The organism is Acidovorax sp. Leaf73 (genome assembly GCF_916855635.1).
Taxonomy (GTDB): domain Bacteria; phylum Pseudomonadota; class Gammaproteobacteria; order Burkholderiales; family Burkholderiaceae_C; genus Acidovorax; species Acidovorax facilis.
Genome location: NZ_CAKASI010000008.1, coordinates 91,326 through 103,910, shown reverse-complemented (window position 1 = coordinate 103,910; position 12,585 = coordinate 91,326). Strand labels below are relative to the sequence as shown.

Here is a 12,585-nt window from a genome sequence, read left to right as displayed (position 1 = left end):
CCTGCACATCAAGCCCAGGAGCCGCCACAACCGGCACAGCCCCAGGCCAGTGCACCCGAGGAACCGGCCTTGCTGGCCCACCGGGTACGCGCCCCCCTTGGGGGGAAGGCGCGCCGGGCCTCAGTGGGCTTCAGTTATCCCGCGCCGCCTTGGCATGGTCCGGGAAGTCGCTGAACACGCCATCCACGCCCAGCTGATAGAACAGCTTGTATTCCGCCTTGGGGTCGCCCTTGAAGTCCGACGCCAGGCGCTTGGCTTCGCTGCGGAAGGTGTAGGGGTGCACCAGCAGGCCCGCGGCGTGGGCGTTTTTCACCACGTCGGTGGCGGGCATCATCACGCGGTCGCGTTCGTCGATCTTGCCGTCGCCATTGAGGTCGTCGGCCTTGCCGTCCTTGTTGGCGTCCACCTGCTTGGAGGGGATCAGGTAGGGCTTCCAGGGGCCGATGCCGTCGGCGTAGGTCTTCACTTCCTTCAGGCCCGCAGGCGTGAGCAGGCTGGCGAAGGTGCGCGTGTCTCCCGCCACGGCAAAGTCGTACGGTTTGTCGTAGGGGGCGGTCAGGTCCATGCTGCCGTCGGGGTTCACGTCGTTCGCGTCCACCAGTTGCACCAGGCGGATCTGGGTCTTGGTGCGCAGGTACTTGAGGTTGGAGACCTCAAACGACTGCACGATGACCGGCGAGCTCTTGGCGGTGTAGCTGTACTTGGCCAGGATGGTGAGGAGGCGGTCTTCGAGTGGCAGGCCCAGGCGGACGTGGTAGGTGGGGTGCTTGGTTTCGGGGTACACACCCACGGTGCGGCCCGCCTTGGCGCCTTCGCTCTTGGCCAGGTCCAGCACCTCTTCCAGCGTGGGGATCTGGTACTTGCCGTTGTGCGACTGGTCGCGGTCGGCCAGGGGCTGGATGGCGCGCAGGGTCTTGATTTCGGCCAGGGTGAAGTCCGAGGCGAACCAGCCTTCTTCTTCCACCCCGTCGACCACTTTCTTGGTCTTGCGGCTGGCAAATTCGGCGCGGGTGGACACATCGGTGGTGCCGGTGATGTTGGGCTCGTGGCGTGCAATCAGCGCACCGTCCTTGGTGGCGACCAGGTCAGGCTCGATGAAATCGGCGCCCATCTCGATGGCCCGCTTGTAGCCCTCGAGCGTGTGGTCCGGCAGGTAGCCGGCGGCACCCCGGTGGCCAATCACCAGGGGCTTGTCGCCACTCAAAGTGGGATAGGGGTTGTCATCGCTGCCACCGCAAGCAGCCAGCGTGGCCACCAGGGCCAGCGCACCCAACTTAGCACCGGAAATGTGCATGCTCTTCTCCTCGTTGTGTTTAGAACCGCCGAACTGTGGGCGCCCCCTGTGACAAGGCGATGACGCCCGTTTTGCGAATGGATGACAGCTTCACTGCACCATCCAAACGCACCAAAAAGTGGCAATCACCCTGCCACATTCCCCACCATTGTGCAGAGTCATGCGCATAAACGTATAACTTTTAGACATAATTCGATGTTGCAGCGCGCCATGGCGTGCCACCGCCCCTTGATCTTCAGAAAGTTTTTTGAAATATGAAACACGCGTCCGCAGGCAGCTTCCTCTCACACGTCGCCCTTCGCAACCCAGGGCAGCCCGAGTTTCTGCAAGCTGTCACCGAGGTGATGGAAAGCCTGTGGCCCTTCATTGAAGAACACCCCCGCTACGCCGAGCACGGCCTGCTGGAGCGCCTGGTGGAGCCCGAGCGCATCGTCATGTTCCGCGTGTCGTGGGTGGACGACCACGGCAGCGTGCAGGTGAACCGGGGCTACCGCATTCAGCAAAGCATGGCCATTGGCCCGTACAAGGGTGGCATCCGGTTCCATCCGTCGGTCAACCTCTCGGTGCTGAAGTTTCTGGCGTTTGAGCAGACCTTCAAGAACGCTCTGACCACCCTGCCCATGGGCGGCGGCAAGGGCGGCAGCGACTTTGACCCCAAGGGCAAGAGCCCGGGAGAAGTCATGCGCTTTTGCCAGGCCTTTGTGTCCGAGCTGTTCCGCCACGTGGGTGCCGACACGGACGTGCCAGCGGGCGACATCGGCGTGGGCGGCCGCGAGGTGGGCTTCATGGCCGGCATGATGAAAAAGCTCAGCAACCGGGCCGACTGCGTGTTTACCGGCAAGGGGCTGTCGTTTGGCGGGTCGCTGGTGCGCCCCGAAGCCACGGGCTACGGCACGGTGTACTTTGCGCAGGAAATGCTCAAGTCCAAAGGCCGCTCGCTCGACGGTTTGCGTGTGTCGGTCTCCGGTTCGGGCAACGTCGCGCAATACGCCGTCGAGAAGGCCATGGAACTGGGTGCCAAGGTGGTCACGGTCTCGGATTCGAGCGGCACCATCGTGGACGAAGACGGCTTCACCCCTGCCAAGCTGGCCGAACTCATGGAAGTGAAGAATCATCTGTATGGCCGCGTGAGCGACTACGCAGCCCGCACCGGCGCCACCTTTGAAGCCGGGGTACGCCCTTGGCATGTACCAGTGGATGTGGCCCTGCCCTGCGCCACCCAGAATGAGCTGGACGCGAACGACGCGGCGGTGCTGATCAAGAACGGCGTGGTCTGCGTGGCCGAGGGCGCCAACATGCCGTCGACCATCGACGCAGCCAAGGCGTTTGAGGCTGCAGGCGTGCTCTACGCCCCGGGCAAGGCCAGCAACGCAGGCGGCGTGGCCACATCGGGTCTGGAGATGAGCCAGAACGCCGCGCGCCTGTCCTGGCCGCGCGAAGAGGTGGATGCGCGCCTGCTGCAGATCATGCAGGGCATCCACGCTGCCTGCCTGCACTATGGCAAACGCAGCGATGGCACCGTGAGCTATGTGGACGGCGCCAACATCGCCGGTTTTGTGAAGGTGGCCGACGCCATGCTGGCGCAGGGCGTGGTGTAACCCCGGTTCCGAAGGCAAGGCAACCGAAGATGGGACAAGAAGGCGCGTTGCCCGCCATTTCGCTCCATTTGCAGGAAACGGGCACAAACCCTGCTTCGCCGGTCAGAACTTTCTGACGCGAAGCCGAGTCTGTCTCCACCATGAAGCGCACCCCCCTCCTGGTTACCCTGACCTTGGCCATCGCCGTGACGGCGGGCTGCGCCACCCTCGACGCCAAGCAGCGCGAATGGATCTTCCAGCCCAGCGACCGCAGCTGGGGCGGCGCGCAGTCCACGGCGGACATGCAGGATGTCTGGATCGACTTCCAGTCCGACGCCAGCGGCAAGGCCGAGCGCCTGCATGGCCTGTGGCTGGCCCATGAGCGCGCCGATGCGCCCGTGCTGCTCTATTTGCACGGTGCACGCTGGAACGTGGCGGGCTCGTCGGGCCGCATCCGGCGCATGCAGGAGCTGGGCTTTTCGGTGCTGGCCATCGACTACCGGGGCTTCGGCCAAAGCAGCGCCGGGCTGCCGTCTGAGGCGACTGCCAGCGAAGATGCCCGCGCCGCGTGGGACTGGCTGGCCCAGCAGCAACCGGGCAAGCCCAGCTACATCTTCGGCCACTCGCTGGGCGGCGCCATTGCCATCGACCTGGCCCGCCAGGTGCCCGACGAACAGGGCACCATGGTGGAAGGCACGTTCACCAGCATCCCCGATGTGGTCAGCACCTTCAAGTGGGGCTGGTTGCCGGTGTCGGGCCTCATCACGCAGCGATTTGAGTCCGTCCGCAAGGTGGCCGAGATCGGCTCGCCCCTGCTGGTGGTGCATGGCAGCCAGGACAGCCTGATCCAGCCCGCCCTGGGCCGCAAGCTCTTCGAGGCGGCGCAGGAGCCCAAGCAGTTTGTGCTGGTGGAAGGCGGGTCGCACCACAACACCAACTCGGTAGGGCAACCAGCGTATCGGCAAGCCATGGCATCGCTGTTCAAGCTGAGGTAGAGACACCCCCCTGAGGCGCTGCGCGCCTTCCCCCCGCTCTCGCAGCGCTGCGCGCTGTGGGCAGGGGGACGCAGCCCTCGCTGCGGGGCGGCCCTTGCTCGGCTGCCCTGGCCTGGGCCGCGCCGGTATCGAAGGCCCTGTCTGGTACGCTCCAGCGGTTATGTCCGCTCCCTCTACCGCAGCTGCTGGCGCTGCTCCCCCTGCCTCCATCAACCCAGGCATGGCCATCCTGGTGCTGGCCATGCTGCTCTCCATTCAGCCCGTCACCACTGACCTGTACCTGCCCGCATTGCCCGCCCTCACGCGCAGCCTGGGCGCTCAGATGGCCGCGGCACAGCTCACGCTCAGCGGGCTGCTGCTCGCGTTTGGCTGCTCGCAAATGGTGTGGGGGCCGTTGTCAGACCGCTTTGGCCGCCGCCCCATCCTTCTGGCAGGGCTGGGCATCTACACCGTGGCCTCGCTGGGCAGCGCCTTTGCGCCCACCATGACACTGCTCATCGTGTGGCGCATTGCCCAGGGTGCCGCCATGGGCGCGGTGGTGATGTGTGCCCGGGCCATCGTGCGCGACCTGTACACCCCGCTCGATGGCGCGCGCGCCATGTCCAAGGCACTCACCGGGCTCGGGATTGTGGCCTGCATCTGCGCACCACTGGGTGGGGTGCTGAGCGAGTGGCTGGGTTGGCGGGCGGCGCTGATGGCGCTCACGGTGTATGCCGTGGCCACGCTGGCACTGGTGGCGCTGCGCTTGCCCGAGACCCTGGCGCACCGCAACCCGAAAGCCCTGCAGCCCCGTGCACTGGTCGGCACCTGGATGCAGGTTTTGCGCAGCCCCACATTCTGGGCGTTCTCGCTGCAGACCACAGCCACCTATGGCGGGCTGTTCACCTTTCTGGCCGCGTCCTCTTTTGTCTTCATCGACGTCCTGGGCCTCACCCGCACGCAGTTCGGGTGGACGATGGCGTCGGCCTGCGTGGCATACCTCGCGGGCACTTTCTTGTGCCGGCGCCTGCTGGTACGCCAGGGCCTGCTGCGCACCGTGGCCATTGCTGGCGCGCTGAGCGTGAGCGGCGGCACGCTGATGGCGGCCGTGGCCTTCATGGGCTGGCACCAGCCGTGGGCGCTACTGTTGCCCTTTTACCTGTTCATGCTGGGCCACGGCATCCACCAGCCCTGCGGGCAAAGCGGTGCGGTGGGGCCCTTCCCCAAAGCGGCTGGCGTGGCGTCCGCACTCAATGGTTTCATGATGATGCTCGCCGCGTTCGGAATCGGCGGCTGGCTGGGCATGCGACTGGACGGCACGGTGTGGCCGCTGGTCAACGGCATCTGGTTCTGGTCGGTGGTGCTGGCCCTGATCTCGTGGACGCTGGTGCAAAAATTTGGAGCGCCGCGTGAGCATGCCTGAGCCCCTGTTGCACACCGCTCTGCCTGCCATCGCTCTGGCAGGCCCCACAGCCTCGGGCAAGACGGCGGGCGCCCTCGCGCTGGCGGCCGTGCTCGGCAAGCAGGGCACGCCGGTGGAGATCATCAGCGTGGACTCGGCCCTCGTGTACCGGGGCATGGACATCGGCACCGCCAAGCCCACGCCCGACGAGCTTGCCGCTGTTCCGCACCACCTTATCGACATCCGCGACCCGCTGCAGGCCTACAGCGCGGCCGAGTTCGTGCAGGACGCCACGCGGCTCATCGCCGAGATCCGTGCGCGCGGCGCCCTGCCGCTGCTGGTGGGCGGCACCATGCTGTACTTCAAGGCGCTGTTTGACGGCATTGACGACATGCCCGCCGCAGACCCTGCCGTGCGCGCACAGATCGAAGCCCAGGCCGCCGAGCAGGGCTGGCCCGCACTGCATGCCGAGCTGGCCCGCGTAGACCCCGTGACGGCCGCACGCCTGGCCCCGGCCGACAGCCAGCGCATTCAGCGCGCGCTGGAGGTGTGGCACGTATCCGGCCAACCCCTGTCGAGCTTTCATACTACTAAAAAGATAGCTGGTAGCGCTTATGGGATAAGCGCTAGAGCCTTGTTTTCCTTAGAACCTGACGACCGCGCCTGGCTGCACGGCCGCATTGCCCAGCGTTTTGACGCCATGCTGGCCAGCGGCTTCATCGACGAAGTGCGGGCCCTACGCGCGCGCGGCGACCTGCACCCTGACCTGCCCTCCATGCGCTGCGTGGGCTACCGCCAGGCGTGGGAAGAGCTGGACTTCCAGGCGGCCAAGGGCCCCGACGCGCCGCTGAACCTCGCCTTTTTGCGCGAGCGCGGCATTGCGGCCACACGCCAGCTGGCCAAGCGCCAGATCACCTGGCTGCGCAGCATGCACGAGCGCCACACCATCGCCTGCGACCAACCCCACGCCGTCGCCCAGCTCGTGCAGGCCGTGCTGCAGCGGCTGCAGCAGCAGCCGGGCGGACAAGAACCCGCCACCCCATGACACTGCTGCGCGCCGAACAGCTGGGCAAACACTACGGTGAAACGCCGGTGTTCTCGCACGTGAACTTCACTGTCGAGCCGGGCGAGTTCGTGGCCATCGTGGGCGATTCGGGCGTGGGCAAGTCCACCCTGCTCAACTGCCTGGCGGGGCTCGACACCTGGGACACCGGCCGCATCACGCACGGCGCCACCGACCTGGGCCAACTAAGCGACACAGAGCGCGCCCTGTGGCGCCGCGCCCATGTGGGTTTTGTCTTCCAGGCCTTTCATGTGCTGCCGCACCTGGACGTAGCGCAGAACGTGGCCCTGCCGCTGATGCTGCTGGGCCAGAAAGACCCGACGCGCGTACAGCAAATGCTGGACGCCGTAGACATGGCCGACCTGGGCGCGCGGCTGCCGCAGCAGCTCAGCGGGGGGCAGCTGCAGCGCGTGGCCATTGCCCGTGCCCTCGTGCACCGCCCCGCCCTGCTGCTGGCCGACGAACCCACCGGCAACCTCGACCCCACCACCGCCGCCCGCGTGATGGACCTGCTGCTGGCGCAGACACGCGGGCATGGGGCGTCGCTGGTGCTGGTCACGCACTCCGACGCGGCGGCAGCCCGGGCCGACCGGGTGCTGCGGCTGCGCAGCGACGGCATCAGCGCGGGCGGCTGACTGAGAGGCCTGCCTGTTCAGGGCTCCAGGCGGGGCGCCCGGAAACGCCCGTTCTGGTGCAGCACCACGGCACGCACCTTGCCGCTGGGATAGCGCTCAAACTCCAGCTCGGCCCGTATCGCGTCATACGCAAACCGGTCTGGCTGCCCCGGCAGCGGATAGACCGTGAAGCGCGGCTGCGAGCCCAGACGCACCTGCAGGCGACCGTCTTCAGCCTGCACATCCAGCACATTGCCGCCGCGCAGCCGGTAGCGGCCCAGGTAAGGGGCCAGCACGCCCTGGGCCTGGGGTGGTACCAGGCCAAGCACCGGCTCTTCGGACCGGGTTGCCGTCAGGCGTGCCCCAAAGCGCGTGTAGTGAAGCACTGTGGGTCGGCCTTCCGTATTACGCTCCAAGCGGAACTGGCGGCCGGTGGCTGGCTGCGTGAACGCATCCGGCCCCAGCACCTGCAGCGGCTCAAACACCCCACCCGTGGGGCGGGCTTGCAGTTGCCCATCCACCATGGCAAGGCTCAGGGCGACGGCAGGAGATACGCGGTACACCCCTTCGTACGGGGCAAGCACGGTCGCATCGGTGGCGGGCTGACCGGGCGGCACGGGGTAACGCTGCTTCAACAGTGGCGTCATCACATCCTGCTGCGCGGCACGCGCGTTGCCCACCAAGGCGATCACCGCCTCACCCCTGTCGGGCGCCAGCAACCACACGCTGCGAAAGCCTCCGGTGCCGCCGCCATGCAGCCAGGTGCGCAGCCCATCGCGCTCGCGCAGCATGATGGCGTAGCCGATCTGGCCACCGTCGTGGTCCGCAAGCGGTGTGAACAGGCGCTCGGCCGCTGGGCCCAAGGGCCCTCGCGCGCCCGCCAGCAGCGCGCGGCTGAGCACCAGCATGTCGGCCGTGGTCGAGCGCAAGGCGCCCGCACCGGCAAAGGCATCAAACTCCCACACCGACACCGGCGTCTCGCCCTCGTGCGGTGCAGCAAGGCGGGGTGCCTTGTCGCCCAGCGACTGCACCGTGTCCTGCATGCCCAGCGGGCCGGTGATGCGCTCGTGCACCAGCACCGCCCAGGGTTTGCCGTTGCGCTGGGCCAGCAGTTCGCCCAGCACCGCAAAACCGAGGTTGCTGTATGCGCCAGCGCACGGCGGCGACTGGGGCAGCCGTGCATCGGCCAGGGCTTGCCACAGGCGGGGGCGGTCGTAGCGCAGATAAGGGTTGGCGGGATCGGAATTGTGGCGGAAGTCCGCCGGCAAGCGTGGCAGACACGAGGTGTGCGTGACCAACTGGCGCAGGGTGATGGCAGCTACCGGGGCGGGCAAGGCGGGCGCCAGTGCGGGCGAGCCGTTGAGCAACCCGCCCAGCGTGTCGTCCAGCGCCATGTCGCCACGCTCCACCGCCTGCGCCAGCAGCAAGGCGGTGAACACCTTGCTGATGGAGCCCACTTCGAACAGCGCCTGGATGGGCGACTCAGCCACGCGGTTGCGGGCGGCACCGAAACGTGTCTGGCCGTCGTGCCACACACCCACCTCGGCAGCGCCGCGCAACGGGCCCAGCGCTGCAGCCGCCATGGCGTCAGCAGGCCCCGACCAGTCGAAACGGGGTGGAGGGGCAGGCACAGCGGGTGTGGTTGCAGCGTGCCCGGCAAACGCTATCCACAGCGCCCCGGCAGCAAGGGCTTGCCACGCAAGGCGGCGTACCGGGGCAAGGACTCCATCACTGCAAACCATTTAATCGCCTCCCTGAAAGGCACCACGGTACGGGTGCCATGGCCGGCATGGTCGCATGCACTGGCTGTGGGCAGGCTTAAGAAGTGGTTCAACATCTATTGGGGAGCGCCATCCGGCGGCGCTCCGGACGGCCATCCGACGCTCCACGGGCCACAGAGATCCCGGCCACGCAGCCCCATGGATCTGCATGCGACAGGCCGTTGGCGGGCGACCCAACCGCCGTTTGAGGTTCGTCTTGCGCCCACGGAATCAACCACCCCACTCGCCCTGGGAGGGGCGGTGGATTGCATTTTTTCGCGCAAGTCCGATGGAGTTACTCGATGTTCAACCGCTGCGCCGCCTTGTTCACCTTCTTGGGCAGGTTCAGCGTCAGCACACCGTTGTCGTATTTGGCCTTGGCTTGTGCAGCGTCCACATCGGCGGGCAACTGGAAGCTGCGGGCCACCGCGCCGTAGTAGCGCTCCGAGCGCAGCACCTTCTCGCCTTCGCGCTTTTCATCGTGCTGGCGCACCTCGGCGCGCAGGCTGACCACATTGCCTTCAAGCGAGACATGGATGTCTTCCTTGGCCACGCCGGGCACTTCGGCCAACACGGTGTAGCCGTCCTCGGTTTCCTTCACGTCCACCTTGATCTGGCCGGGGCTGGGCAGGTTGTCGCCGTGCAGCGGGCGCACGTAAAAGCCCGGTGCAATGTCCTTGAAGAAGTCGTCAAACAGACTGCCGCGTGTCACAAGAGAGTTCATGGTTTTGCTCCTGAAAAGGGGTTGAGACAAACAACTGGGCCTGCGCAGGAGGGCGGGCCCCTGAGAAGGTGTGAACGAACCCCACATGCGCGCACATCCCGCCAAAACGCTCCCGCTCGTTGTTGCAAATGCTCGCCATAGCCCGAGCTATGGCTGCGCTTTGCGCCTAGATCGGAAACGTTTTGGCAGCCTGGTAGGGCACGCGGGGCTCATTCACACCTTCTGGCTCCAAGATAGGCGCAGCCTTTCGGCACTTCAAGAGGATGCAAAACGCAAGGTTGACCTGCATCAAACGCTGCTGGGACCAGCCCCTGCGGCCACAATGCAGGCCATGCTTGCATTGCTCCGCACCTTCTCCTGGCAGGACCTGCGCCACCACCCCTGGCGCAGCGCTGCGGCGGTGGCGGCGGTGATGCTGGGCGTGGCGCTGGCGTTTGCGGTGCATGTGATCAATGCGTCGGCGCTGGACGAGTTTTCGCAGGCGGTGCGCGCCGTCAACGGTCAGCCCGACCTGGAATTGCGCGCCATGCAGGGCGATCTGCCCGAGGCGTTGTATGGGCAGCTTGCCACGCACCCCCAGGTGGCGCGCGCCAGCCCGCTGCTGGAGCTGTCGGCCGTGGCGCGAGCCCTGCGGCCACAGCCAGGTGCTGCAAGCGTGCCCTCCCCCACCAGCGCCCCGCTGCGCGTGCTGGGCGTGGACGCCCTGCTGCTGCCCACCATGGCGCCCGCGCTTATGCCACGGCCTTGGGCGGGCGCTGACCGGCTGGCCCTCTTCGCACCGGCCACCGTGTTCCTCAATGCTGCGGCGTTGCAGGCACTGGGTCTGCCCACCACGCCCACCTCATCGACTGAACCGGCACCGCAACTCCTTCTGCAGGCCGGGCTGCAGCAATGGCCGGTGCAGGTGGCGGGCACGGTGGCCGCCGGGGGCGCACCCCTGGCGGTGATGGATATCGGCGCTGCGCAGGATCTGTTTGGCCGCGTGGGCCAGCTCAGCCGCATTGACCTGCAGCTGCAGCCGGGCACCGACCGCAGCGCGTGGGAGCAGGCCGTGCGCGCGCTGCCCGGCTGGCCGTCGCAGGTGGTGTTTGCGCAGCCGGGCGACGCGGCGCAGCGCATCAGCAATCTGTCGCGCGCCTACCGCGTGAACCTCACGGTGCTGGCGCTGGTGGCCTTGTTCACGGGCGCATTTTTGGTGTTTTCGGTGCTGGCGCTCAGCGTGGCGCAGCGTGCGCCGCAGTTTGCGCTGCTGGCCGTGCTGGGCGCTACACCGCGCCAACGCCTGGCACTGGTGCTGGCCGAATCCGCCGTGCTCGGCCTGGTGGGCAGCGCCGCCGGCATCGCCCTGGGCACGGCCCTGGCCGCCGCCGCGCTGCGCCTGCTGGGGGGCGACCTGGGCGGTGGCTACTTTGCGGGCGTACAGCCCGTGCTGCAGTGGAGCGCACCGGCGGCCCTGGTCTACGGCGCACTGGGTGTGCTGGCTGCACTGGTGGGTGGCTGGTGGCCCGCGCGCGCCGCGCAGACGCTGCCGCCCGCGCAAACCTTGAAAGGCCTGGGCACCGTGTCCAGCCAGGCGGGCAAAGGCTGGATAGGTATCATTTTGATAGCTATTGGCGCTTTACTGACAAGCGCTCCGCCCATTTTTGGCATACCACTGGCCGCCTATCTGGCCATCGGCCTGCTGCTGGTGGGCGGCATTGCCGTGCTGCCCTGGGCCATGGCCTGGCTGTTGCACCACCTGCAGCCGCTGGCCGCACGCCACGCCCTGGCGCTGCTGGCACTGGAGCGCGCGCGGCGCATGCGTGGCACGGCCGCTATCGCAGTGGGCGGCGTGGTGGCCAGCCTGAGCCTGGCCGTCGCGCTGACGGTGATGGTGTCAAGCTTTCGCGGCTCGGTCACGCAGTGGCTGGACGCCGTGCTGCCATCGCCCCTGTATGTGCGCTCGGCCCTGGGTGTGCCGGGCAGCGAGGCTGCACTGCTGCCTGCGGGCTTCGCCGAATCCGTCGCGCAATTACCTGGACTGGCGCGTGTGCAAGCCCTGCGCGCGAGCCCGCTACAGCTGGATGCCACGCGCCCCGCGCTCACGGTCATCAGCCGCCCACTGGGTAACGATCCGGCGCAAAGTCTGCCACTCGTGGGCGAGGCCCTGCGCGTGCCCGCGGGGCGCACTGGCGTCTACATCAGCGAGGCGGTGGCGGACCTGTATGGGCTACGCCCTGGTATGGAGTGGCCTGCACTTTCTGATGCTTTTAGCCCCCTGGCGCTTGATAGACAAGCGCAACAAGCTATCTTTTATATAGCAGGCGTATGGCGCGACTACGCCCGGCAGTCGGGCGCAGTGGCCATGGACCGCAACGTATGGCTGCGCCTGACCGGCGATGCCCGCACCAGCGACCTGGCGCTGTGGCCCGCCGAGGGAGCAGACATCGCAGCGTTGCAGGATTCCATCCGCGCAGTGGCAGCCGCGCAGGCGGGCCGTGTGCCCACGGCCCGGGAGAGCGCCAGTGCGGCGGACGGGGCCCTGGTGGAGTTCGTCTCCGCAGGCGCTATCCGTGAACGGTCGCTGCGCATCTTCGACCGCAGCTTTGCCGTCACCTACTGGCTACAGGCCGTGGCCATCGGCATCGGCCTGTTTGGTGTGGCCGCCAGCTTCAGCGCCCAAATCCTCGCGCGCCGCAAGGAGTTCGGCCTGCTCGCCCACCTGGGCCTCACGCGGCGCCAGATCCTGGCTGTGGTGGCCGGCGAAGGCGCCGCCTGGACGGGCGTGGGCGCGGCCGCAGGCTTGCTGCTGGGCCTTGGCGTATCGGTGGTACTGGTGCACGTGGTCAACCCGCAGAGCTTTCACTGGACCATGGACCTCAGCCTGCCTGCCGGGCGGCTGCTGGGCTTGTGCGTGGCCGTGGTCGCATCGGGCACCGTCACGGCGTGGCTTGCAGGGCGGGCTGCGGCGGGGCGGGATGCGGTGATGGCTGTGAAGGAAGACTGGTAGCCAGCGGAACACAGCCCCGCAACGGTCCACCAGGCCCATGCAACAAATTGGTGCAGACACGTCACACCGACCAAATTTTGTTTGCAAATTGCAAACTCTTTCACGAAGATAGTAAACACGCTACAAAAATCATCGCGCTGTAACCAGCACACAGGCCGCAGGCATCCGCCCGAAACGCGCCTCACTGT

At 67.2% G+C, this 12,585-nt stretch carries 9 protein-coding genes; 6 read left to right on the top strand and 3 right to left on the bottom strand.

The window, feature by feature from the left end; all coding sequences use genetic code 11:
* Positions 1–130 precede the first annotated feature (130 nt).
* Positions 131–1,294, bottom strand: coding sequence for a glycerophosphodiester phosphodiesterase (locus tag LPA35_RS23755; protein WP_121505819.1), 1,164 nt, complete (start codon positions 1,292–1,294; stop codon positions 131–133).
* Positions 1,295–1,548: 254 nt separating this feature from the next.
* Between LPA35_RS23755 and gdhA the strand changes: the two genes are divergently transcribed.
* The 5 genes from gdhA to LPA35_RS23730 all read left to right on the top strand — a co-directional run bounded on the left by gdhA (position 1,549) and on the right by LPA35_RS23730 (position 6,945).
* A complete protein-coding gene (gdhA, locus tag LPA35_RS23750; protein ID WP_228899388.1) occupies positions 1,549–2,892 on the top strand; it encodes an NADP-specific glutamate dehydrogenase in 1,344 nt (447 codons plus the stop codon).
* 140 nt (positions 2,893–3,032) lie between these two features.
* A complete protein-coding gene (locus LPA35_RS23745; RefSeq protein ID WP_228899385.1) occupies positions 3,033–3,866 on the top strand; it encodes an alpha/beta hydrolase in 834 nt (277 codons plus the stop codon).
* A 160-nt stretch (positions 3,867–4,026) separates the two neighbouring features.
* Positions 4,027–5,268, top strand: coding sequence for a multidrug effflux MFS transporter (locus tag LPA35_RS23740; RefSeq protein ID WP_055393275.1), 1,242 nt, complete (start codon positions 4,027–4,029; stop codon positions 5,266–5,268).
* The gene (miaA, locus tag LPA35_RS23735; protein WP_228899382.1) at positions 5,261–6,292 is read left to right on the top strand and encodes a tRNA (adenosine(37)-N6)-dimethylallyltransferase MiaA; all 1,032 of its coding nucleotides are present in this window, start codon (positions 5,261–5,263) and stop codon (positions 6,290–6,292) included. Before LPA35_RS23740 ends, miaA begins: the two co-directional genes overlap by 8 nt.
* The gene (locus LPA35_RS23730) at positions 6,289–6,945 is read left to right on the top strand and encodes an ABC transporter ATP-binding protein (RefSeq protein WP_218300605.1); all 657 of its coding nucleotides are present in this window, start codon (positions 6,289–6,291) and stop codon (positions 6,943–6,945) included. The genes miaA and LPA35_RS23730 overlap by 4 nt, the downstream gene beginning before the upstream one ends.
* 17 nt (positions 6,946–6,962) lie before the next feature.
* Here the strand turns inward: LPA35_RS23730 and LPA35_RS23725 are convergent, their stop codons facing one another.
* Both LPA35_RS23725 and LPA35_RS23720 read right to left on the bottom strand, forming a co-directional pair.
* On the bottom strand, positions 6,963–8,666 hold the full coding sequence (locus LPA35_RS23725) for a serine hydrolase (RefSeq protein ID WP_228899373.1): 1,704 nt from the start codon (positions 8,664–8,666) through the stop codon (positions 6,963–6,965).
* A gap of 313 nt (positions 8,667–8,979) precedes the next feature.
* Positions 8,980–9,408 (bottom strand): Hsp20/alpha crystallin family protein, encoded by a 429-nt coding sequence (locus LPA35_RS23720; RefSeq protein ID WP_055393269.1) that lies wholly within the window; start codon positions 9,406–9,408, stop codon positions 8,980–8,982.
* A gap of 322 nt (positions 9,409–9,730) precedes the next feature.
* On the opposite strand from LPA35_RS23720, the gene LPA35_RS23715 reads away from it, so the two are divergent.
* On the top strand, positions 9,731–12,397 hold the full coding sequence (locus tag LPA35_RS23715) for an ABC transporter permease (protein WP_228899370.1): 2,667 nt from the start codon (positions 9,731–9,733) through the stop codon (positions 12,395–12,397).
* Positions 12,398–12,585: the final 188 nt, after the last annotated feature.

Bases quoted from the DNA above. Each gene is read 5' to 3' on its own strand.
- LPA35_RS23740 (WP_055393275.1), top strand. From the start codon at position 4,027: ATGTCCGCTCCCTCTACCGCAGCTGCTGGCGCTGCTCCCCCTGCCTCC.
- LPA35_RS23715 (WP_228899370.1), top strand. From the start codon at position 9,731: ATGCAGGCCATGCTTGCATTGCTCCGCACCTTCTCCTGGCAGGACCTG.
- LPA35_RS23720 (WP_055393269.1), bottom strand. From the start codon at position 9,408: ATGAACTCTCTTGTGACACGCGGCAGTCTGTTTGACGACTTCTTCAAG.
- gdhA (WP_228899388.1), top strand. From the start codon at position 1,549: ATGAAACACGCGTCCGCAGGCAGCTTCCTCTCACACGTCGCCCTTCGC.
- miaA (WP_228899382.1), top strand. From the start codon at position 5,261: ATGCCTGAGCCCCTGTTGCACACCGCTCTGCCTGCCATCGCTCTGGCA.
- LPA35_RS23730 (WP_218300605.1), top strand. From the start codon at position 6,289: ATGACACTGCTGCGCGCCGAACAGCTGGGCAAACACTACGGTGAAACG.
- LPA35_RS23745 (WP_228899385.1), top strand. From the start codon at position 3,033: ATGAAGCGCACCCCCCTCCTGGTTACCCTGACCTTGGCCATCGCCGTG.
- LPA35_RS23755 (WP_121505819.1), bottom strand. From the start codon at position 1,294: ATGCACATTTCCGGTGCTAAGTTGGGTGCGCTGGCCCTGGTGGCCACG.
- LPA35_RS23725 (WP_228899373.1), bottom strand. From the start codon at position 8,666: ATGGTTTGCAGTGATGGAGTCCTTGCCCCGGTACGCCGCCTTGCGTGG.